The 23,410-nt window shown below is 48.4% G+C and carries 21 protein-coding genes; 6 read left to right on the forward strand and 15 right to left on the reverse strand.

Annotated features, from left to right (window positions below; genetic code table 11):
- Window positions 1-18: 18 nt before the first annotated feature.
- The 3 genes from SY83_RS00945 to SY83_RS00955 all read right to left on the reverse strand — a co-directional run bounded on the left by SY83_RS00945 (window position 19) and on the right by SY83_RS00955 (window position 3,774).
- Window positions 19-1,047, reverse strand: coding sequence for a cytochrome d ubiquinol oxidase subunit II (locus SY83_RS00945; RefSeq protein ID WP_068603417.1), 1,029 nt, complete (start codon window positions 1,045-1,047; stop codon window positions 19-21).
- Window positions 1,040-2,401, reverse strand: coding sequence for a cytochrome ubiquinol oxidase subunit I (locus SY83_RS00950; RefSeq protein WP_068603420.1), 1,362 nt, complete (start codon window positions 2,399-2,401; stop codon window positions 1,040-1,042). Before SY83_RS00950 ends, SY83_RS00945 begins: the two co-directional genes overlap by 8 nt.
- An 83-nt stretch (window positions 2,402-2,484) precedes the next feature.
- On the reverse strand, window positions 2,485-3,774 hold the full coding sequence (locus SY83_RS00955) for an ATP-binding protein (RefSeq protein ID WP_082882233.1): 1,290 nt from the start codon (window positions 3,772-3,774) through the stop codon (window positions 2,485-2,487).
- Between the two features lie 135 nt (window positions 3,775-3,909).
- On the opposite strand from SY83_RS00955, the gene SY83_RS00960 reads away from it, so the two are divergent.
- Window positions 3,910-4,623, forward strand: coding sequence for an SOS response-associated peptidase (locus SY83_RS00960; RefSeq protein WP_068603422.1), 714 nt, complete (start codon window positions 3,910-3,912; stop codon window positions 4,621-4,623).
- Here SY83_RS00960 and yyaC read toward each other — a convergent pair.
- Window positions 4,615-5,142 (reverse strand): spore protease YyaC, encoded by a 528-nt coding sequence (yyaC, locus tag SY83_RS00965; protein ID WP_068603424.1) that lies wholly within the window; start codon window positions 5,140-5,142, stop codon window positions 4,615-4,617. The genes SY83_RS00960 and yyaC overlap by 9 nt on opposite strands.
- A 111-nt stretch (window positions 5,143-5,253) precedes the next feature.
- Between yyaC and SY83_RS00970 the strand changes: the two genes are divergently transcribed.
- Window positions 5,254-5,481 (forward strand): DUF1128 domain-containing protein, encoded by a 228-nt coding sequence (locus tag SY83_RS00970; RefSeq protein WP_068603425.1) that lies wholly within the window; start codon window positions 5,254-5,256, stop codon window positions 5,479-5,481.
- Window positions 5,482-5,530: 49 nt separating this feature from the next.
- Here SY83_RS00970 and SY83_RS00975 read toward each other — a convergent pair whose 3' ends face one another.
- On the reverse strand, window positions 5,531-7,762 hold the full coding sequence (locus tag SY83_RS00975) for a PAS domain-containing sensor histidine kinase (protein ID WP_068603426.1): 2,232 nt from the start codon (window positions 7,760-7,762) through the stop codon (window positions 5,531-5,533).
- A 208-nt stretch (window positions 7,763-7,970) separates the two neighbouring features.
- Between SY83_RS00975 and SY83_RS00980 the strand changes: the two genes are divergently transcribed.
- Entirely contained in the window at window positions 7,971-9,188 is a 1,218-nt protein-coding gene (locus tag SY83_RS00980; RefSeq protein ID WP_068603427.1) for an acyltransferase, read from the forward strand.
- Window positions 9,189-9,290: 102 nt separating this feature from the next.
- Window positions 9,291-9,515 (forward strand): hypothetical protein, encoded by a 225-nt coding sequence (locus SY83_RS00985; RefSeq protein ID WP_231891341.1) that lies wholly within the window; start codon window positions 9,291-9,293, stop codon window positions 9,513-9,515.
- Between the two features lie 75 nt (window positions 9,516-9,590).
- On the opposite strand, the gene SY83_RS00990 is transcribed toward SY83_RS00985, so the two are convergent.
- Entirely contained in the window at window positions 9,591-10,397 is an 807-nt protein-coding gene (locus SY83_RS00990; RefSeq protein ID WP_068603429.1) for an alpha/beta fold hydrolase, read from the reverse strand.
- Window positions 10,398-10,576: 179 nt separating this feature from the next.
- Complete coding sequence (gene recQ, locus SY83_RS00995) at window positions 10,577-12,358, reverse strand: DNA helicase RecQ (RefSeq protein WP_068603432.1); 1,782 nt, start codon at window positions 12,356-12,358, stop codon at window positions 10,577-10,579.
- Between the two features lie 168 nt (window positions 12,359-12,526).
- On the opposite strand from recQ, the gene SY83_RS01000 reads away from it, so the two are divergent.
- On the forward strand, window positions 12,527-12,745 hold the full coding sequence (locus SY83_RS01000; protein WP_068603434.1) for a cold-inducible protein YdjO-related protein: 219 nt from the start codon (window positions 12,527-12,529) through the stop codon (window positions 12,743-12,745).
- An 84-nt stretch (window positions 12,746-12,829) separates the two neighbouring features.
- Here the strand turns inward: SY83_RS01000 and mglC are convergent, their stop codons facing one another.
- The 6 genes from mglC to SY83_RS01030 form a co-directional block, all read right to left on the reverse strand.
- On the reverse strand, window positions 12,830-13,846 hold the full coding sequence (mglC, locus tag SY83_RS01005) for a galactose/methyl galactoside ABC transporter permease MglC (protein WP_068603436.1): 1,017 nt from the start codon (window positions 13,844-13,846) through the stop codon (window positions 12,830-12,832).
- A 19-nt stretch (window positions 13,847-13,865) separates the two neighbouring features.
- Complete coding sequence (locus SY83_RS01010; RefSeq protein WP_068603438.1) at window positions 13,866-15,377, reverse strand: sugar ABC transporter ATP-binding protein; 1,512 nt, start codon at window positions 15,375-15,377, stop codon at window positions 13,866-13,868.
- 143 nt (window positions 15,378-15,520) lie between these two features.
- The gene (locus SY83_RS01015) at window positions 15,521-16,585 is read right to left on the reverse strand and encodes a galactose ABC transporter substrate-binding protein (protein ID WP_068603440.1); all 1,065 of its coding nucleotides are present in this window, start codon (window positions 16,583-16,585) and stop codon (window positions 15,521-15,523) included.
- A gap of 137 nt (window positions 16,586-16,722) precedes the next feature.
- Window positions 16,723-17,730 (reverse strand): substrate-binding domain-containing protein, encoded by a 1,008-nt coding sequence (locus tag SY83_RS01020; protein ID WP_231891342.1) that lies wholly within the window; start codon window positions 17,728-17,730, stop codon window positions 16,723-16,725.
- Entirely contained in the window at window positions 17,727-19,535 is a 1,809-nt protein-coding gene (locus SY83_RS01025) for a cache domain-containing sensor histidine kinase (protein WP_331709970.1), read from the reverse strand. Before SY83_RS01025 ends, SY83_RS01020 begins: the two co-directional genes overlap by 4 nt.
- Before the next feature lies 1 nt (window position 19,536).
- Window positions 19,537-21,186: a response regulator gene (locus tag SY83_RS01030; protein ID WP_068603442.1), complete on the reverse strand. Its 1,650-nt coding sequence runs from the start codon at window positions 21,184-21,186 to the stop codon at window positions 19,537-19,539.
- Window positions 21,187-21,335: 149 nt separating this feature from the next.
- On the opposite strand from SY83_RS01030, the gene SY83_RS01035 reads away from it, so the two are divergent.
- Window positions 21,336-21,566 (forward strand): hypothetical protein, encoded by a 231-nt coding sequence (locus SY83_RS01035; RefSeq protein ID WP_068603444.1) that lies wholly within the window; start codon window positions 21,336-21,338, stop codon window positions 21,564-21,566.
- A 141-nt stretch (window positions 21,567-21,707) separates the two neighbouring features.
- On the opposite strand, the gene SY83_RS01040 is transcribed toward SY83_RS01035, so the two are convergent.
- Window positions 21,708-22,391, reverse strand: a complete 684-nt coding sequence (locus SY83_RS01040) for a DNA alkylation repair protein (protein ID WP_068603446.1) — start codon at window positions 22,389-22,391, stop codon at window positions 21,708-21,710.
- Between the two features lie 17 nt (window positions 22,392-22,408).
- Complete coding sequence (locus tag SY83_RS01045; protein WP_231891343.1) at window positions 22,409-23,296, reverse strand: TRM11 family SAM-dependent methyltransferase; 888 nt, start codon at window positions 23,294-23,296, stop codon at window positions 22,409-22,411.
- Between the last annotated feature and the right edge of the window lie 114 nt (window positions 23,297-23,410).

The following is a 23,410-nucleotide window of genomic DNA, read 5'->3' on the forward strand; positions in this document are numbered from 1 at the left end:
TGTTGATTCATTGTTGATTCATTCTTGACGCAGATAACGCTTATCCTTCAGAAAGAGCTTCCAGAACAGGTAAAACGCCGGACCCAGAATCAGTAAGCCCACGATGTAAGCTATTAGTAGCGCTCGGAATGTGGCAGGATCCGTAAATCCTTCCTCCACGGTCAGGTAAGGCTGAATAATGAAGGGCATATGCGAAAGTCCGTAACCAATGCTGGCGAACGCGTACTGAATGATAATCGCGGTGAAGGCCACTCGCGGAACCCCCGGGGTCCCGTCCCCTTGCCTCCAGAGCAAAGCGCTGTAGCCAAATATGAACGCGAGCACCGAGAAGATGAACCACAAGAAATTCTCTTCAATACCATCCCTGATCCATTGCGCCTCGGGAACGAACGTGAACGTTGTAATCACCGCGAAGAACAGGGTGAAGGGTCCCAGCCACAATGCGGCTTTCCGATACAGTAAATACGCGCTGCGATCTCCGGACTCGCTTGAATAGTCTGAAAGAAACAGGGAGGCTAGAAACAGTTCCGTTGTCAGTCCGAAGCCCAAATGAGCCCACAGGGTTACGGAGCCTAGCAAACGACCGAAATGAAGCTCCGGAACACCTTCGGGGTTTATATCAATAAATCCACCGAGGGAAATCGGCAGAATACTCAGGAGCAACCCCGGAATGAGCAAACCGGTAACACCGGAGACAATGTTCAGTTCTTTGCCGTATTTACGCGAGGAGTATGCGTAAACCATAAACGTGCTGCGAATCAGCAATAGCAACAACACCAGGGAGACGGGCACCAGTAAGGCGGTTCCCAACATGGCGATCGCGGTGGGAAAGAAGCCGACCAGCGCGATCACCACCATGACCAGAAACGTATTCGTTACTTCCCAGGTCGGGGACAGAAATCGGTTTGCCAGAGCCCCTGCGTTACTCCCCTCGCGGTTCCCAAACAGCATGCCCCAAAAGCCCGCCCCGAAGTCCACCGAACCGAGGATGGAATAAACAAACACGATAACCCATACCAGCAGAATCGCTATCGTAGACTCAGCCATTCGTGTTCACCCCTTCATCCTCCAGAATCGGCGTATCCGGCGTAAGGTCTTTGGACACCGGATGACGCTTGAAGTAAAATCGAAGCACGAAGGCGGTAAGAAACAGCAGTACCACATAGATCCCGATGAACATGAAGAACAAAGTGGGCAAATTATCGGATTTCGTTGCCGCATCCTTCGTTAACTGCATGTGATAGATCGTCCATGGCTGTCGGCCGGTACAACTGAAAATCCAACCGGTTTCGATCCCGATCATGGATAAAGCGCCGCTGCTGACCAGAACCCAGAGCATCCAACGCGGCAGTGACTTCTTCAGAACATACCGCCAGGCTAGTACACCGAAAGCTAGAACGATCAGAAACCCTCCGATGACCACCATGATGTTAAACAGGGTGTGGATATATAGCGGCGGCCAGAGCTCCTGAGGATATTCGTTCAGTCCCTTCACGACCGTATCAAAACTGTTACCGGCAAGAAAGCTGAGCGCCCAGGGAATTTCAATGCCTCCCTCGACCTCCCCGGTTTCCGGATTCGCCACCCCGAAGACCGCAAGCGGCGCGTGGCTCGTTGTCTCGAAGAGGCCTTCGGCCGCCGCGAGCTTCTCAGGCTGATACTTATGCAGCATCTGTGCCGTAGCGTGACCGTTGATGGCCGTAAATAAGGACAAGGTGCCTCCCACCACCAATGCCAGCATTAAGCTGCGATGATGGTAAGCTCTCTCTTCCTTGGTGGATCCTCTCTTCAACAACTTGTATGCCGCCAGGGACACAATAACAAATGCGCCAGTCATATAAGCGGAGGACAGCACATGGAGAGCGGTGGAGTACAAGCTGGGGCTGAAGATCGCCGCAATGGGATCGACGTTCGTCACTTCTCCGTTGACCAAGTCAAACCCTCGGGGGGTATTCATCCATGCATGAGCATCCGTAATGAGTACCGCCGACGCGCTCGCGCCGAGGGCAACGAAAAAGACGCTGATAATCCGTAAGGTCGGAGTCAGCCGATCCGCGGCATAGATATAGATAGACATAAATAGTGCTTCCAGCATAAAGGCCCATATTTCAACCTGAAACGGAACGGCAATCACTTTGCCGACAATCTCCATAAAACCCGGAAACAACAAAGAAAGCATTACGCCCACAATCGTTCCCGACGGAATGGCTACACCTAAAATAATGGCGAAGCCTTTCGTCCATCGTTTGGCCAAGATCGCGTAATGCTTATTCTTCTTTGTGTGATAGAGTATTTCCGCAAAAACAACCATGAACGGAATCCCGACTCCCAGCGTCGCAAAAATAATATGAAACGCCATTGAGGATCCGAACAAAGCGCGTGCCAGAACTACGTTGTCCATGCTAAACGCTTCCCTTCAATTACGATAATGGAACATACAATGTTTTCCATCGTAATATGAGCGAAAAGGGAAGATAATATGCATCATTTTTCCAAATTATCGGTTTCCAGCAATAATGGAAGTTCAATAATGGTTTCGGTACCATTGCCAAACTGGCTGTCAACCCGGATGGTTCCGCCCATAGCTTCGATAATGCTGTACACGACCATCATTCCGAGCCCCGTCCCTTTCTCCTTACTGGAGAAATAAGGTTTCCCCAACCTTCCGAGCTGCTCTGGCTTCATGCCGATTCCCGTATCCCTGATTTGCACTCTTGCCTGATTGCCGTATTCCGCGCAAGCCACGATAATGGTTCCCCCGCTTGGCATGGCTTCTATGCTGTTCTTTACGATATTGATCAGTGATTGATGCAGCTTCTGACGGTCGCCGCGGATCCAAATCTCTTGATTCATTTGATTCTCAAAATAAACTTCCTGCATCATGGCATATGGAGACATTACATCCGTCACATATTGCAGCTCTTTGCATACATCCAGATTCTCAACATTCTCCATCTGCGGTTTGGCAAAGGACAAGTAGTCGGACAAGATATCTTGTGCGCGGTTCAGCTCGAGCAAAGCCAGTTTCGTAAATTCCTTCTTCTTCTCATCGGAATACTTATGGTTCTGAAGCAATTGAATGAACCCTCGTGTGACGGTGAGCGGATTCCGGACCTCATGCGCAACCGAAGCCGCCAATTCCCCTACCACCTTCATCTTCTCAGCTTGTCTTACCTCTTCCACTAAAGCAGAACGGTTCTGGATCGTCTCCACCAAGGAAACCATGAGCATAATACCCGCGGTTTCAAACAACAACAGGATGACCGCGTATAAGACGCGCTCCGAAAGGACAGGCAAGAACGCAATGCCTATAACGTACCATAGAAACATGAATACAACGGATAAGGAACCCGATAACCAAATGCGATTTTTGGAGACCAGGGTCCTGAACTTTGGAATGAAAAATACAAGGACCAGAAAGATAATAGCCGATGACAGAACGGAAGGCAGCACGCCGCCGCCGCCTAACATCCATCGGTAGCCGCTAACGAAGAGAAATAATATAAACGAAACAACAGGTCCGCCGTATAAAGAACCTACAATATAGGGAATTTGTCTAAGGTCGAATTGATGCCCTTCCGCGACTTCAACGGAGGTATGTAATGCAAGAACTATGCCCGCCATGGAAACCATGGTAATGAATGACTCATTGATTTTGAACTTCTTATGCGGGTTGTCCGAATAGAACAAATGGTATAGAAATACCGGTAACAATAGCAATAGTACTGCGAATATCATGTCTTTCAGCGCCTCGATAAACAAACCATTCACCATCTAACTCTAGGAATTTACTGTACTAAATGTCTCCTATTTTGAAATTTTTGACAAGTGTTTTTTTCCAATTCATAATATGCCTATACTGAGAAGGGATGAGAGTAAGCAACATCCAATAGATTGAGGAGGGATTCTATGTGCGGACGCTTCACTTTGGCGAAAGAGGAAGATGAACTGTTGGAACGATTCGACGCCATCGGTTTATCCTTTCCGTATGTTCCCAGGTACAATATCGCACCGCGGCAATGGGTAACCGCCGTGCTTCGCAAAGATGGAGTCAACCGAATCGGACAGCTTCAGTGGGGGCTTCTGCCGCCTTGGGCTAAAGATGAAAGAATGGCGTCTCAGCTGTTGAACGCCAAGGCGGAAACCATCCGCGAGAAGCCTTCTTTCCGTAAAGCTTACCTTAGTAAGCGCTGCCTCATTCCTGCAGACGGCTTCTATGAGTGGAAGCTCACCCCGCGGGGAAAGCAACCCATGCGGATCCAGCTGAAGGATCGGGGAATTTTCTCTATGGCCGGACTCTATGAATTCTGGAAAGACCCGAATATGCCCGATAGACAAGCCATTGCTACTTGTACCGTAATTACGACCACGCCTAACCGTCTTATGGAAGGGATTCATGACCGCATGCCTGTCATTCTAAGCCGGGAAGATGAACACCGCTGGCTGGACCGTCATGAGGATCCAGACCTACTGTATCAGCTTCTGCGTCCCTATCCGGCAGAAGACATGATAGCGTATCCCGTTTCCAAGCTTGTAGGGAATGTGAAGAATGAGTTACCTGAATGCATAGATGAAATGTCTCATGAATATGGGGATGTGGATGAGGAGCCTACCCTATTCTAGTGAAACCGGGTATGTCCGCTGAATGGCAATAACAATATGTTTAGCCATCGTGACTACGAAGTGAAGCGATGTATTTTGCAGAATCCAATATTTCTTGGGACCGTCGGCGTTCACGATGGCCGCAATACTGAAATCACCGACATGAGGTAATTGTTTGCCCACGGATTCGCCCGGTACCAGCGGTTGGTTCGCTACCTGGAAAAACCCGACGGATGTCAATCGGCCGAGACATGCGTCAATCGCGATAACGGTTGCCCCTTTCGGAATTTGTTGTAACCGCGCAGCCAAATTGCTCGCGTCACAAGGAGCATCCAGCGTTCCGATCACTTGGGTGTATCCGGCCTCTTTCAGAAAAGTCCCGGTTAACGGGCCCAAGGAGTCTCCCGTGGACCGGTCCGTTCCGATACAAACAAAGTATAAATCCTCTAATGACGGACAGAACACTTTGACATTGCTAAAAAAGGTGGGAAGCTGCTCTCCGGAAATTTTGGCTCTGAACGAATAAGATTGTTCTGACATTATTCGGGTAGGCTCCTTTCGACCGTAGAGGGTTGTTACCTTATTTATGTTACAATAGAGCGTATTGAGTACTTCGCGTCCCGCGTCATTAAACTAGAAAGGGTGAGCCCCATGGATTTGTCCCACGCCTCGATTACGAATATCGCTTACATGCTGGATGAAATTAAAGGTAAATTAAAAATGGCCTCTGCCGCCGCCATTAAACCGGAGCATTTTGATGAGAATCAATATGAAGATATTAAGGACATTTACGAAATTATAAACAGTAAGGCTAATTTCAGTATCAGTGAGATTGAACAACTGGTTTCGGAATTAGGCAAGTTGCGCAAGATCGTCTAGTTTCTTGTCACAAATAACCATCGTTCAAGTAACGATGGTTATTTGCTTATCAGGGCGTCAGAGGCAGCTCAATGTCGACCGTTGTCCCTTCGCTCACTACGCTGTGAATACGCAGCCGACCTCCGTGAGACTCAATAATTTTGTAACAAACCATAAGCCCTAGACCTGTCCCCTTCTCCTTCGTTGTATAGAATGGCTCGCCCAACTGGGGCATTCGCTCTTCCGGAATCCCTTCCCCTTGATCGACGATCCGGATGCGGATCTTGTCTTCCGGCCGCTTGCTGAAATCAATACGCACAATTCCGCCTCTGGGCATAGATTCGACGGCATTCTTCAAGATGTTAATATAAACCTGTTTCATCTGATTTTCGTCACACATCACATACAGCTCATCTGTAGTTGTTGCAATAATAAATTGGACATTGTACAGGGCAGCCTGAGAGCTTAACAGTGAGATGACCTGGTCCATAATATCCACGGCGTGATTTCTTAAATATTGAATGCTTCCCTGAGGTTTGGCCACCAACATAAATTCACTCACGATATAGTTAATTCGATCTAATTCGGAAGACATAATATCAAGGTAATCCCTGAATTCGTGACTGCGGGATTTGAGTAAGTGAACAAAACCCTTCAAGGATGTGAGCGGATTTCTGATTTCGTGCGCCACCCCGGCCGCCAGTTGTCCCACAACGGAGAGACGATCAGACTTACGCAGCATTTCCTCTGTCTTGTTGCGTTCCGTGACATCCATGATCGTACCTATTATCGCGGGACGACCGTTAAACATCGTAAAGCTTCCATTTCCCTCCAACTCGGCGATGGAACCGTCCTTACGATATAATCTGTAAACGTAGGAGACACTCTTACGCTCTCCCGATAAACCGATTCTTAAATTTTCTCGAAATAAAGCCAAGTCCTCAGGCACGATGAAATGCTCTACGGGATGTTGCTTTAATTCTTCCGAGGTGTAGTTCAGAAATTCACAAAAACGAGGATTGATATAGAGAAAGTGATCGTCCTGGCACAGATATACGCCTACCATCGCTTCTTCTACAAGTACGCGGTATTTCGCTTCCGCTTCCGCCAAGGCAAGCTCCGCGTGTTTCCTTTTTGTAATATCACGTGAAACGACCGATAAGTACACTTTACCTTGAACCTCGTCGTTTACCGGCACGGAATGGCATTCCAGCACGATCTGGGTCCCGTCGGGACGAATGTAGTTCAATTCAAGCGTTGTAGACATGTGATTCTTATTAGACAGTACCTCAAGCTTCTTCCGTTCGCTCTCCTCAACCCATTCCTCTGCTTTGGTACCTAACATTGCCTCAGGAGGATAACCTAAAATTTGGGAAGAAGACGGAGACATAAATTGAATCGTGTGTTTTTCGTCGAGCAGACAAATCAAATCCGTCATATTCTCAGCTATAAGTTTGTATTGCTGTTGCCCTTCACGCAGTAAATGCTCCATGTCTTTATAAGCCGTTATGTCCCTAAACACACCGGAATAAGCGGAGACATTCCCCTCTCCGTCCGATATCGGGGAAGTCTGCATGTCGAGCACTACAGGTTCACCGCCTGCGCGGACATGATTAATTTCCATGTTAAAACGATGTTTGCCATTGCAAATGTTAATCATGATGTGTTCCAGCGTGCTTCGGTTCAGATAATTCGGAAGTTCTTGCAGATTCCTGCCTACATACCCTCCTTGTTCTACAGGAAACAAGTTTCGGAATGCGTCATTCGTACGGATAATCTCCCCCTGTAATCCTGACACGACTATACTGTCCGATGAGTGGTTGACAAAGGATTCAATCAGTTCTTGAGCCTTCCGCAGCTCTAAATCCGCTTTAATCTGTTCCGAAATATTTTTAAATATCCCGAATACGCCAGCAACCCTTCCACTGACGAACATCGGCACCAACTTCGTTGATACATCTATGGAGTACCCATCCTTATGCCTCATTTTCATATCAAAAGCATGCGGTTCTCCCCCGAGCGCCTCTCTGAAATAATAAGATGCTTTCTCGAGATCTTCATGGGGTATGATTTCAGTGAAGTTGGCGCATTTGTTGATCTCTTGCTTTGTATAGCTCAAAATCTGTTCAGCGGCGGGATTCGAGGCAAGAACGTTACCCGTTTTATTGAGAACAAGTATTCCGTCGGGATTATGTTGCAGCAGAGATTGATACCACTGGGATATAACCGTCGCTTTTTCAAGCCCGGCTGTTTTGTGGAGTCGAGCTATACGATGCGTTGAACTGCTTTTACGCCTTCTCATCTTGTTGCACTCCCGTATATCATAGTTAGTATCAAATTTCGACTCCCTTCACGATAATCCTCTATTTCCAGTCAAAAGTGACTCATTTCCTCATGGAATCATTCATATGCCTACAGGAAATCATTACATCGTGCTATACTGATTCAAGTTAACAGCAGTATGGTAATATACTAAACGTGTGTTTACTACCAGAAGGAGGTCCTAAATCATGCGCACTCCTTTACAGGAACGCTCGTCCCAAGGCGCCGGCAAACACATTCCGGAACTTTATATTTTTCGCGCAATGGCTTTATTCGCCGTATTGATCATTCACGGAACCAATATCTCCGTAGCCCGATTGGACCCCCAGTCCTCGGTATATGGAGTTTATTTATTCGCTAATATTTTTTCATCTTTTGCCGTGCCCGCTTTTATTTGCGTGAGCGGTTTCGTGCTGTTTTACAGTTACTATAAGAAGCCATTAACTCGCACAGTCATTACTACTTTCTATAAAAAGCGAACAAAATATATTCTTGTGCCTTATCTGATTTTTTCTGTACTTTATTTCGTCATTAAATCCTTATTGAATCCACATGCGGACGTGCAAACCGCAGCCCTGAAATTTGTATATCAAATGCTCACAGGCGGAGCGCATGAACACTTGTATTACATGTTTCTGATGATTCAATTGTATTTTCTGTTTCCGTTGCTTCTCTGGTTGATGCAGAAGGGGGTTGCGCGCTCCGCAATTCTGTTCGGTTTGGCGGTGCAGTGGGGGTATATTTATGTGAACAGAGAAGTCATCCAATATATGACCGACTTACCGGGGGTATTCCATAAGAGCGGGAGTATTCTGTTTTCATATTTTGCCTACCTCATGTTGGGGGCATATCTTGGGATGTTTTATTCCGAGGTACAAAAATGGCTGAAGCGTCCTTGGAACAATATTCGTCGGGGTCTCGCCAGCGGTATTCTATGGTTCGTATGGTTTGCTCTGGGCAGCTTCTATGTTTATATGCACTACTTGCTTAGAACAGGGGCTACTCCCTACCACGCCAACCAATATAGTATTGTCTGGTGCGGTTTTTGCCTGGCCAGCAGTGTGGTGTTGTTGCAAGCTTCGTTCGTGATCTACCGTAACCTGGCGCCGAAAGCCGTGAATACGCTGATTCGGATCGGAATCGCATCGTTTGGAATCTATTTGATTCATCCGTTGGTCCTTCTATTCTACCGCATGCTATCGCTAGGCAACACGCCGCTGGAATTCCATGTATTTCAGTTCACAGGATTCGTACTCTCTCTGATGGTTTCATGGTTAGTTACAGAGGTTATATTGCGCTTCTTGCCTTGGTCCTGGATGCTCGTAGGTTCGGTCCCAAGAGATCCGGGTTACCTGTCTCACCGTCACAAAACAGCGGTTTCCGCTGACAAGCCCGTTTCATTCTAATGAATATGTATTAAGTAATTTCATACTCTGCTAACAATGAACTGAATCGAGGCTAAAACCTCTTATGTATCCTAATACTACAGATCAAGGAGGCGAATGATGTTGCGTACTTCAGCAATGATTTCTTATAAGAACAAACAAATCACAGTCCACAGTGCTCTTGGCAGCGCTGCTAACTTAAATTTACTCTACACGAAATTGGATGAGATGCAGTATGATTTTGACTTTCGCAAAAAGTTAAAAAAGATTTCGTTTATTGAAATGGTCGGTGACGTGGCGATCTTTAAGTACACGGATGGAACCAAGCTTTACCTGGAAGTTTCATAAACAATTTAATATCCCAAAAAAACGAATACCCCTAGTGGGTATTCGTTTTTTTGGGTGTTTGGTTAATCGAGCGCTTTACACGGTTCGCAGAAATTCCTTTACAACCGCGGCCAATTGTCTCGGCGTCTCCAGCATACTCATATGACCGGCGCTTTCCAGCCGTGCTTGGGTAATATGATTACCTGTGGAAGAGAACGTCTTTTCCGGCGGAATGACCCCGTCTTCCCCTCCGGCAACAAGCAAGACGCGTAAATTCGTATCGGCGATCACCGCTGTTCGATCCGGACGGTCACGCATGCCTTCAGCCGCCGCGGCTGCCGCATGGGGTTCTGTGCCTAGGCCGATATTCTTCACGGTATCCACCGCATCCAATCCGGATTGTCGATGAGAAGGAGCAAAAAGCTTCGGTGCCAACCCGTCCATAAATACTTCCAGGCCTTGCTCACGAATGGTGGAAATGGCCTTGCCTCTGCCGGCTTTCCCCTCAGGCGTATCCGGATAACCCGTGGAATGAATCAAACCGAAACTCTTTAACGAATCGGAATGGGTTTCAGCAAAGGCCAAAGTAATATAACCGCCCAAGGAATGCCCTAATAAATGAACCTTATTTAGTTCAAGCTCCTCCAGCAGTAACCGGATATCCTCAGCCATAATTTCCATCGAATAAGCCCCTTGAGGTGCAGAGGAATTTCCATGACCCCTTAAATCCGGAGCGATTACCCTGTAATCTTCACTAATCATAGGAATGAACTTTTCCCAATATGCCGAGCTGCCGCAGTACCCGTGTAACAATACGACCGGGGCTTGCTCCGCAGTTGCCGAACCCTCATCCAGATAACTCATTTCCAAGCCATTGCTTAGCTTAATCTTATGCTGTGCCATATTCATAGTCCTCCCCGATTCATCGAATTAACATCGTCCACATTCACATTCTACTACCATTACCCCAATTCTCGATTTCTATATCAAAAGCATAAGCATATTATCCAATGTGATTGAGAATTCGAGTTATTAAGGTGAAAGACGACAAATTTCCCGGGAAATTTGTCGTCTCTTGTACTCTATTTGCTTGCCAGTGCGTAACTAGCAATAAACTCCATAAACGGTATGCCGTACTTATTAAACTTGGCTTCCCCTACACCCTTAATTCGCATCATGGATTGTTCATCCGTCGGCATTTGTTCGGCCATTTCCCGTAATGCGGTATCCTGAAAAATAATAAAAGGAGGTACCTTGGCCTTTTCGGACATTTCCTTACGTAACCGACGCAGCTCTTCAAACAGCTCACGATTCGGTTCCGCGTGCTGAGCGGAAGTCACCTTCACCGCTCTGCGGCTAACCTGCTCCCGTCCGGCAAGCACTTCAGCGGCGCGTTGTGTCAGCTTGACGACCGGATATTGCCCGCCATCCATAATCAGATAGCCTTCGGCTGCTAAATAGTTAATCATGGCTGAAATCTCTTTCTCCGGTAATCTGCTGAATAAACCGTAAGTCGGCAACTCATCAAACCGAAGTTCAAGTATCCGTTTATCCCTGGAGCCCTTTAGTACCTTCGCCACCAACGATACGCCAAACCGTTCCCGCATCCGTCGTATACATGAGAAGATTTTCTGAGCCTCTTCGGTCATGTCCGTCATCTTGGTCTCGTCGGTACAATTGCTGCACTTGCTGCATGTGTCATCATTCTCTTCCCCGAAATAACGAACGATATAATTCTGCAGGCATCTGCCTGTATGGCAATAATCCACCATAGATTTAAGCTTCTTATACTCCATAGCCTTTCGTTCATCCGAAAGCTCACCCTGCTCAATCAAGAACTTCTGCAGCTGCGTATCTTGTGACGAGTACAGCAGGATGCATTCACTTTCTTCCCCGTCTCGACCTGCGCGGCCCGCTTCCTGATAATAGGCTTCCATGTTCTTAGGCATATTATGATGAATAACGAATCTCACGTTGGATTTATCAATCCCCATACCAAACGCATTGGTGGCCACCATGACCCGAATATCATCAAACAGGAAGCGCTCTTGCATCGCGCATCGCTCCGATTCATCAAGACCAGCGTGATATTTACCGGCTGAAATCCCTTTACGGTTCAGAAAGGTGTGAAGGTCATCCACCTCTTTACGGGTTGCCGCATAAATAATTCCTGATGCCTCAGGATGTTCGCTTAAATATCGGGTAATGAAGTCCCGACGGTCCGCTCCTTTAATAACGGAGAAGGATAAGTTTTCGCGACTGAAACCATTAACAAAGACGTTATGATCTTTCAGCGATAATGCCTCAGCGATGTCCTGAATAACCTCCGGTGTAGCCGTAGCCGTAAACGCGGCCACCACCGGCCGCTCTTCAAACTTGCGAATGAAAGATACGATGTTCAGATAACTTGGTCTGAAATCATGGCCCCACTGAGAGATACAATGCGCTTCATCAATAGCGATAAGGGGAACATACATCGATTCCATCAAATAACTAAAGCTGCCTGTATCCAGCCTCTCCGGGGCGATATAAAGCAATTTGTAGGCTCCGTTCGCAGCCTTGCGAAGTCGATCATTCGTTTCGGCGCTGCTCAAGGAGCTGTTAATATACGCAGACGGAATGCCCATACTCTCCAGCGCGTCCACTTGATCCTTCATCAGTGAAATTAAGGGAGAGATGACTAACGTGGTTCCTTCTGATAATAATGCGGGAATCTGGTAACAGATGGATTTCCCGCCTCCGGTAGGCAACACGCCCAGTGTATCTTGTTTCCGTATCAAGTTTTCTATAATCGGTTCCTGCCCCTTACGAAAGGAAGGATATCCGTAAAATCGTTGTAGCAGCCTGACGGCTCCTTGCAGCATGTTCTTCACCTCTGTACGCGGACCGTGTCCATCTATAAATCTACGAATTGTATACTTTAATAGTACCATTCCAACGGGTTGAAGTCACGGCATCGAAGCGCGTCCCTCTTATGTATGTTTTGGGATTCAAAGGAAACATTAAAGGGGTTCATTCAGGAGGTGCTAATATTGGTTGATAATGTGGATACACCCGAGGAGCAACCTGTCCTCACGCCGACTCCAATCTATAGATGCAAAGATCCGGCTTGCAAAGCTTGGGTCAGGGAAGAGTATCTTCCCGCCGACCAGAAGTGTCCGATGTGCAAAGGACCGATGTCCAGAAGTATGAAGCATTTGCCTGCGTTGACAAAGGGGAAGAAAAAGCGCGCAGGGAAGGGAAAAGGCTAATGCGGTTCGCTAGCGCAGGCGCACGGATGCGAAGGTTCCAATCGCAGGAAAAAAACCGCCAATTGGCGGTTTTCTTAGCAACATTTATTTCTTTGCTAGATATTTACGAATATCGAAGGCTACCGCGGCGACAATGATCAAACCTTTGATGATCAACTGCCAGTAAGGGCTGACACCGATGAACGTTAGTCCGAAGTTGATAACACCGAAGATCATAACCCCCGCCACAACTCCCGGAACGGTTCCGATTCCGCCAGCCGTGGAGACGCCGCCGACTACGCAAGCGGCAATCGCATCCAGCTCATACATGTTACCGTAATTGTTCGTAGCTCCGCCGGTTCTGGCGGCTTCCAACACGCCCGCCAGACCATATAACGCGCCGGCAATGGAGTAAATGTAAATCAGGTTCCGGCTTACGTTGATTCCGGATACGGTAGCGGCTTGCTCATTTCCGCCAATGGCATACATGTTCTTGCCTAAGCGAGTTTTGTTGAAGATAACCCATACGATCAGGGCCACGACAATCGCGATGATGACAACATAAGGAATGGAATAAGGTCCATTGGGACCAAAAAACCCTGTCCCTAAGTTGGTAAAGTCGCCCCTCAAGCTTCCGATGGGCTGCGAGTTATTCGGCTCCATGTCGAAGTACAAGGAGTTGGCTCCGTAAACGATAACCATCGTACCCAAGGTAGCGATAAACGGCGGAACACGCAGCTTTGCGACAATCAAACCGTTTACTAAACCAACAATTAAACCGGCCAATATCGCCAAAATAATAGGAACAAACAAATTCTGTTCCGATAGATTCGGGAAAAACTTGCGCGGATAGTCCGACATCTGCAGCATGGATGCCGAGATGACCGCTGACAATCCCACAATCCGTCCGGAAGACAAATCGGTTCCGCCGGTAATCAGGATAAACGCGGCGCCTAATGCAATAATGACACGCGTGGAATTTTGAAGAATAATTTCACGAAAAATTTCTACCGACAAGAACGTCGGATCGGATATTCCGATGCCTGCGATGAGGATAAGAAGTACGAAGAAAATGGCATATTTCATCAAGAAACTGCTAATGTTTTGTCTGGTGATATTCATGTTGGTTTCCCTCCCCTAATTAAGTCATGTACTTGGTGGCTAGTCGCATTACTTCTTGTTCCGTTGCCGAAGCCCCGTCCACAAAGCCCGATACGCGGCCTTCGCACATGACCATGACCCGATCCGACATGCCGAGCAGCTCGGGCATTTCAGAGGAAATCATGATGATACTTTTACCCTGCTTCGCGAGATCCGCAATAATCGAGTAAATTTCGTACTTAGCGCCTACGTCGATGCCCCGGGTCGGCTCATCCAGTAACAGAATATCCGGATTCGTCAGCAGCCATCGGGACAGCAGCACTTTCTGCTGATTACCGCCGGACAAGTTACGAATCAGCTCGTGCACGCTTGGCGTCTTCACACGAAGCTTCTCGACACTGGCTTTGATGACATTCTTGTATTTGTTACGGTTGAGCAATCCTAGTGGTGAAATATATTCACCGATGTTGGCAATCAACGCGTTCTCTTCAATCGATAAGACCGGGAAAATCCCTGTAACCCGGCGTTCTTCCGTCAACAGCGCCATCCTGTGTTTCTTGGCATCCACCGGCGACTTGATCTTCACCGGCTTGCCGTTCAATTCAATCGTGCCTTCCGTCATCGCGCGGAGCCCGAACAGCGCCTCGATGACCTCAGTCCGCTGAGCGCCTACAAGACCGCCGATACCCAGAATTTCACCTTTTTTCAATTCGAACGACACATTCTTGAAGGAAAGAGGATTAGGCGACGTCATATTCTCCACCTTCAACAACGTTTCTCCCGGCACATTCGTGCGGTCCGGATATCGGGAGCTGAGGTCGCGGCCGACCATCTTCTGAATAATGGTATCTGTGGTCAGCTCCGATGCCGCCCAAGTTCCGATATATTTACCGTCACGCATAATCGTTACATCATCCGAAATACGAAGAATTTCTTCCATCTTGTGAGAAATGTAGATGATAGAGCATCCGCGTCTGCGAAGTTCATTAATTATTTTAAACAACTGCTCCACTTCATTGCCGGTCAGTGAAGAAGTCGGTTCATCCATAACGATAACTTTCGATTTAAAGGAAACGGCTTTGGCAATTTCAATGGACTGAACCATCGATACAGACATGGAGCCGACCAGCGTATGCGGGTTGATATCCATATCCAGCTCTTTAAACAGAGCTACCGAGTCTTTATACATTTGGGCATGATCGATAAAGCGGAATGGCCAGATGCCTTTCTCAGGAAAGCGGCCAAGCCATAAGTTCTCCATCACATTGCGGTGAGGGACAGGATGCAATTCTTGGTGAATCATGGATACACCGTGCTTTAAAGCATCTTTGGAACTGTTAATTTCAACTTTCTCCCCGTTGATGATGATTTCTCCGCCATCCGGTTTGTACAGACCGAATAAGCATTTCATTAAGGTGGATTTACCCGCGCCGTTCTCTCCCATCAGGGCATGAACGGAGCCCGGACGGATCTTGACGGTTACGTCATCCAGCGCTTTAACGCCGGGAAATTCTTTGGAAATATGATTTAATTCAAGCAAAAATTCAGACATGGTTTGTTCGCCTCCTTATGCCACAAGTGCTTTTACAGTAAATACGCGATCTCTACCCGTTCTCCGATGCTATCTATACATAACAAAACAGGGGGGCCGGCGCAAGCCTGTTGCCCCCCTGCCTATGTTTATTTCTTTAAACTTTATTGTGCTTCAGCAATGTTGTCTTTCGTGATGGCTTTGTAGTTAATCCAAACATATTTACCGTCTGTGATGTCATAGCCTGTGTTCTCTTTGGAAGGGGTTTCGCCTTTAGCCAATACCGCTGCCAGTGCTGTTGTTGCCGCACCTTGGTTCTTCGCATCGTTCAAAACGGTTCCAAGCAAGGTTCCGTCTTGCAGCGCTTGCAGAGCCGGAGCCGTAGCGTCAACGCCAACAACCGGCATGTATTTGTTATCTTTGAAGTATCCTTTAGCTTTCAAAGCTTCGATTGCGCCCAGAGCCATGTCATCGTTGTTCGTAATGACGACTTCAATTTTGTCGCCGTGTGCGGCAAGGAATGAAGCCATTTTGTCTTGAGCTTTAACGCGGTCCCACATCGCTGTATCTTCAGCAAGCTTCTCTACTTTCATGCCCGCATCTGTGATAGCCTGAATGGAGAACTGTGTGCGAAGTTCCGCATCTTGGTGTCCCGGCTCGCCTTGCAGCATCACGTATTGAACGACGCCGTCTTTATTCTTATCCGCTTCCGGATGTGCTTTAAAGTAATCTACAACCAGCTGGCCTTCCATCGTACCGGACTGCTCCGCTTTGGCGCCGACATAGTAAACTTTATCCCATTTCTTCATGTCGTCCGCCATAGGCTCGCGGTTCAGGAATACGACAGGGATGTTCGCCGCTTTCGCTTTGTCGATAATAACGCCCGCCGCTGTGCGGTCAACCGGGTTTACGGCAATCGCTTTGTACTTCTTCGTAATAAACAAGTCTACTTTATTGTTCTGCTCCGGTTGGGAGTTCTGGCTGTCTACGATGTCCATCTCTGCTTTGTCTTTAGCCGCATCCGCAATCGCCGCGCGAACGCCGGACATAAAGGTGTCGTCAAACTTGTAAATGGCTACCCCGATTTTCGGCTTGTCGCCTCCGCCGTTGTCAGCACCCGCGTTACCGCCGTTGCCTGCTTCTCCATTATTGTTAGAAGCGTTCGAGCATCCTGCTGCCAATACCATGGTTGCCGCTAGAAGTGCTAGTAAAGTTTTTTTCTTTGTCATGACCCTGACCTCCAAATGAATGATGTCTCTCTCTTGCTTCCTCATTATCACGGATTTGGAGAACAAACGACATGCAATATCCTCATATGTTCTATCGAAATTCTAATGTATTTATCATTTTTATATAATTTTTTTGTTTATCGTACAAAAGGGAACAGAAGTTTCTGGTTATCAGACCAGAACATATTCTCTTGATCAATCACTTTCGTTTCCGTATTAAACCGCTTCGGAATGGTCTTCCCGTCGAGCACTTCAACCGCGCTCTTGACGCCCAGATATCCGATATTGAACGGATTGAGGATAATACTTGCATGGATGGTGCCTTCCTGCATGAGTTCTATATCCTCTTGGGTGGTATCAAACGTAACAATCTTCGTTACGCCGCTGAGTCCCATATCTACAATAGCTTGAGCGACACCTACAGACGAAACCGCATTTAACGCCAGCACCCCGTCAATCCCTCCGTGAATCACAATCGCCTTGCGTGTGAGCTCATCGCATAAATTAGGATTCGTATAACAATACTGCTTGGTTACCAATGTAATCTCGGGATGCCGCGCAAGCTCATCCAGCACGCCTTGTTCGCGCTGCTCTGCATTCTGTTGCCCTTGCTTGAAGCCCATGACGGCAACCTTGCCCTTATTTCCGACTAGCTGAGCGAGCTTGGCACCCGCCTTCCTTCCGGCCTCGTAATTATCAATACCAATAAAACCCCGCACTCTGGGGGATTCAAGCTCGGTATCGATGGCAATGACAGTCTGCCCGTCCGATACCATCGAATCGACCGCCTCTGACATAGCCTTGCCGTCATTCGCCGCAATGACGAAGGCTTCCGCTCCCTCTTTCACATAGGCTCTGAGCGACTTCACCTGGTCGTCAATATTCTCCTCATCCCGAGGCCCGCTGATCCGCAGGTCGACATTAAATTCTTTGGCCGCTTCCTCCGCGCCCATTCGGGCTGTTCTCCAGAAGTCGGCGCTGTCCGAGCGAAGGATCAGGGCAATCTGCTTCTTCGGCTGGTCTGGCGTTAACTCCGGGCTCCTTGAACAGGAAGCAAGAATGAGGATCATGAACGTTAAACCAACATACATGCCGAACAGTATAAAGCCCATTTGGCTGTCTTTGTTCTTATTCTTGCAGCTCATGCCAGCCTCCCCTCCCCATCACTTATCATCGCAGGGATAACGATGCGCACGTCGGTTCCCTCTTCAAGTTCACTCGTAATGGTAATTCCATATCGGTTGCCGTAGTAGAGCTTGATACGCTGGTCGACGTTCTGCAGACCGACGCCGGAACCCTCGCCTTCCTGCTTCGCATTGGCCGATAGTAACGAAGAAAGCTTCTGCGGAGCGATGCCCAAGCCGTCGTCCCGGACATGAAAGACAATCTGTCCGTTCTCCAATGACGCCGTAATTTCAATCGCGCCTTCATCCGCCATCATTTCTATGCCGTGGTAGATCGCGTTCTCGACCAAAGGCTGCAGCAATAATTTCAGTGTGGAGTATGAAAGCACGTCCTCATCCGCCCGTATGACATAATTAAATTTATGTTTGTAACGAAACTTTTGGATGACCAGATAATTGCGGATATGTTCCAGTTCTTCTTCAACGGTGATAATATGCTTGCCTTTACTGAGCGAAATCCGAAAAAACTTGGATAAGGCCGTAATCATCTGCACCACTTCCTCGCTCTTTCCGATACTGGCCATACGAACGACGGAATTCAGCGTGTTATACAGAAAATGAGGGTGGATTTGCGATTGGAGCACATCCAGCTCGCTACGGCGCTTCGCTTCCTGCTCTTCAATCAGTTGCTCCTTCTGCTGACTGATCCGCCCTACCATGATATTGAAACGGCGGGAAAGGCGGCCGACTTCATCGTCCCCCTTAACCTGCAGCTGAATGTCGAAATCCCCCTGCTCCACTTTGGCCATAGAACGCTCCAGTCTGCGGACCGGATTTGAAATCTTGGCAGACATGTAAGCGGAAATCAACAATACGAACAGGAGCACGACAGGCAGCATCCATACCATAAATCTTCCGATTTCCCGTTTCGCGGTCACAATTTCATTCATATAAGAAACACCGACAATTTTCCAGCCGACCATATCCGTGGTTTGAATCGTAATCAGCCGGTCCTCGCCGGTGGACGTGTCCTTGTAAGTGCCGAAGGTGTATTTCAATGCCTGCTCCACATTCTCATATTTCAGTCCGCTGTAAATTAACTCTTGTTGCGGATGGTAAACGATGTTTCCGGCGGATTTATCGATAATGTAGACATAGCCTTTTTGCCCCAAAGAAACTCTTCGGAACAGATCATCGATCGTCTTGAAATTAATATCCATCACAAGCACGGCATCCACCCGCCCGCGTTCATCGGTAAACGAAATGCCTTTACTCATGGACACGACCCAGGTATAGCTGCCTTTGTATAAGTTTTGAATATGGGGCAAAGAAAACGAGAGGTGATTCGGACTCGCGAGCGCGGAGGTGAACCAGCTCTGACCTGTCAATCCGGAATTGGAGCGCATTGCCTGGTTCGGATAATTGGCAATAGGCTGCCCTTCAGGAGTAAACAAGCCGACAGACACAAGGTCCTCCCTTGTGCTCAGAATCGTTTCCAGGTGTTCTCTGAGCGATGCTGTAGGCACTCCTTTATTGAGCAATATCTGATCATCCGCCATTTCGAACGTCTGGGCCATGCCCCGCAAATAAATATCCAGGTTGTAGTTGACCTGTTCCACGATTTGTTGATTGTTCAGAAAGGTGTTGTTCTCCGCCGTTTGCGAAAACTTCGTGTACAGGATCCCGCTGACCGCCGCCATGACCACGATTGTAATGATCATGATGGAAGCCGCGATCGTAAATTGGATGCCCGTTACCCGAAACGTATCCGCCAGAAACGAACGCACCGTTTGAAGTCCCTTGGCCGCCGTAGCCTTTAGTTTCACATTATCCCTCTTTCATGCTGTTTCGATATTCTTTAGGCGATATGCCATATAATTTACGGAAAGAGAAGCTGAAGTAATTTGGTTCCGCAAAGCCCACTTTCTCCGCAATCTCGAACAGTTTAAGATCGGTTGTCCGAAGCATCTCCTGCGCCGCTTCCATGCGTATTTGCTGAAGGTAGGCTACGAAGGTGGTTTTGCATTCTTTTTTGAAAATAGAGCTGAAGTAACCGGCGCTGATATGCAAATGTCCGCAAACCTTATTAATGGACACATCGGTTTCATGGTAATGCGCTTTGGCATAATCCTTCGCCTGATCCACAAGGGACTTGTAGGCGTACTGCCGCTGATTGGAAATGTGGCCCATGATGTTCAGGCACAAATGAAGAATCCATTCCATCGCTTGATCCACATGGGTGAAACCCCTGATCTCCGCGAACGGATCAAAATCCGCGCCGAAGATCTCATCCATACCTGTGCCTAAATCTTTGGCCGCTGTAAGAATAGAGGTTACGATTTCCACGAGGAAAATTTGATAGTCCTTCACGGAAATATTCGTGTCCGTAACACCCGCGAACAGTTCGTCCACGACGGATTTCATCTCTTGCGGCGTACCCACTTTAATGCCCCGGAGCAAAGCATGTTCCTTCAGCTCGTCAAAGCGCAGTTTCTCGGCAAAACGAGTTTCCACATCATTGATACAAATGACCCGGTTCGTTCCGAGAATCATCCGGTAATCCAACGCCTGATTGGCGTCTTTATAAGAATAGTTGATCTGGGAAATTTCACTGACAACCGTACCGACGCCTATGGTGAGGGTAATTTTCAAATATTTCTCCGTGCTTTGGCGAATTTCTTCCAGAACGGTTAGGAGCCGCTCCATAATCCGCTCCGGATCCTCTTCCCCGCTGACCGATAGCATAATAATGTGATCATGATGAATAAAAACGTGACCGATGCTGTGAGCGATTGATATTTCCTGCGCAATATTGAGGACGGCGAACAGCTGGAGTTGTCTGTCTTTGGAATCTTTGAGCGAGGGGGAAATGACAACAGGCGAATTTCCCGCCAATTTAGTCCCTGGATCGTCGATGCTTAGCACGGACACCACATAACCGCTTCCGGACAGATCCAAATTGTACGTGTAGGCTTTCTCTTCGATTTCATTGCGACGCATCGTGGTGGACACGAGAGAGGACAGAAATACTTCCCTGAGTACCGGCAAGCTTTTGCGGTAATGTTCCTCCAGCAAGTGAATATTTTCTTTTTGCTCCATCTCGCTGACCAACTGGTCCTTAAGCCTCTTCAAGACGATAATAAGCTCCTGGGATGAGAATGGTTTCAGCACATATTCGTCAATCTGTAATTTTACCGCCTTCTGCGCGTATTCAAATTCATCGTGTCCTGTCAAAATAATGATTTTCGTCGTCGGGTAATGAGCGCGAATCCATTCCGACAGCTGCATGCCGTCCATGAAAGGCATCCGAATATCCGTCACCACCACATCCGGTACGTTACGTTCGATACACTCGATGGCGTCCTTACCGTTCTCGGCTTTATCAATGACCTCATATCCGTATCGGTTCCAGTCGATTTCCTGCAATACGCTTTCGCGCACTTCTTCTTCGTCTTCAACCAAAAGTAATTTATGCATGGCGGGGATCCCTCCTTTCAAATGACATGTTAAGCGTTGATGGTTTGGCGGGACTGTGTCCGGGTTGAATAAGTCGACCGTTGAATGGGCTTGTCAGGCAGTTCCCCATGAGGCACCCAACGCATAGGCTGATATCGGAGGTGTTGATGATGGCATGGCAACAAGAAATTTACAGTTACGTCGGTCAGCCCGTAGGGATTTCGCTGGTTAACGGTCAAGGGGTATCCGGGGTATTGTGTCAGATCGGAAACGGGCGCTTGTACGTGTTGGAATATTTATATCAATCCCAGTTTGCGACCAAACAATATATGTTCGGGCAAGTCCAGAATGTGACCGTCTTCCCGGGTTGCGGCCCGTCCCAATCAGGATTGTTGTATTAACTGAACAGGCGATAAATGCTGGATGAGTGCAATATCATTCGCAGGTGATAAACACTGGAAAGTGCATACCATAAATTTGCAGGTGATGAACACTGGAAAGTGCATACCATAAATTTGCAGGTGATGAACGCTGGATAAGGCTTAGCGCGACGTAGTGCGCCGGATGACCTTAAGCCCTTCAGTAACGCTTAACGGTGATAGCTTTTCTTCTTCAATAAACGTAATTACTGCCGCGGCATCCGTCTTCGAATACTCTCTTAACGCCCAGCCGATGGCTTTGCGGATAAAGAAATCTTTATGATCCGCGAGCTCGCGAATGCGGGTAAAGAGCAGTTCCGTATCGGTGTTCTGTTTATATTTAAGCTGAAAAAGAAGCACGCTTCGCTGTAACCACATATTCCCGGAGTTCACCCATTGTTCCGTGTAAGTCGGGATTAGCTCCGGAAACTTCTTGAACTGGGCGCCCACATCGGTCCCCGCCAATAAATCCACTGTATCCCACCAAGATTTAGTAGTTATCAACTCTTCTATCAACTGAATATGATCCGGACCTGCTTTCGGGGTACATTTCGTTACCAGTTGCATGGCTGCGTAAGCATATTCCCGCTCCGGCAGGCTCCACAATTCCCGGACAAACTGTACCATATCAGGCGTTGGCGGCATTCCCTGAGCTTTCAACAGAGTTCTCATCAGGGCTCTACGCTCCGGCGTTCGAATTCCCAGAAAAGGGAACTGGTTCCGCATATAATTCCGCATCGGTTCGGCTAATGCCGTACTCGCATGCGGGGACAATTGGTTAACAACTAGTTGCGTATAGAAATGCATCGCGCACCTCGGTTTATTTAATAGCAGAGCAGGATGTGCCTCGTGAACTTGCCTTTGCGGACCTCCGCGCGGTCCGCTATGATGAACCCGGCGTCCGCGATGCCGCCGTCCATGGGCTCGGCCGTGACAATTACGGCCCGGTCCGCCAAACGGCGCAGGCTGCGCAGCATCTCGTTCCGTTCCTCCACCGGAAGAACGGAACATAGATTATAGGGCATATCGAGCACCGCGGCGTCGAAATGCCCTGAAAGCTCGCGCAGATCGGCGATGGCCACGTTGCTGGGCATACCGAAATGCGCCAGGTTCTCGCGGGCGCCCCGCACGGCGAGGGGATTGATATCGTAGCCGACGATATCGATTCCCATCGACAGCGCCTCCACGAGCACCGTGCCGATGCCGCAACACGGGTCCACGACCCGTACGCCGGCAGGCTCAGGCACGGCGATGTTGGCCACCGCGCGCGCCATGCGTGTGCTGAGCGCGGTGGAATAGTGGCGCGGCTTGGCGTTATGCGTAAGCCAAGCCGCGCCGCTTTCTCTGCAGCCGCCGAGCATCCAGCGGCTGCCGATCCGCGCAACGCCGAGCAGCTGCTCCGGCGCGCGCATGTCCGCTTGGCCGCGGATGCGGGCCCCTACAGCGCGCTCAGTGGCGCGCTTGTCGGTATAGTCCGCGGCCCCGGGGGCGGTTTCAACGTACACGACTTTGAACGTTGAACCGCCAAGCTCGATTGCCGCAGCGTGCTGCGCGAGTTCCTCCAGGGATTCGGCCGTGTACTCCACGGCCAATTCCAGCTTGAGGAACGGGCTGCGGCTCGGATTTATCGCGTGCTCGCTGCTGAAATAGCGCCCGCCGTCGGATTGCAGGAGCTGCGCGTCGGGCATAGTAAACAGCGCGCGCAGCTCCATAGCGCAAAGCGCCTGCTCTTCTTCGTGGCAGACATACGTATATAAGAACTCGGATGGTGGCAATGGGATCTCTTCCTTTTTGGACAACATGTCGTGCGTTCGTCATGATTTAGC

Origin of the sequence: Paenibacillus swuensis (assembly GCF_001644605.1) — a bacterium.
Taxonomy (GTDB): domain Bacteria; phylum Bacillota; class Bacilli; order Paenibacillales; family DY6; genus Paenibacillus_N; species Paenibacillus_N swuensis.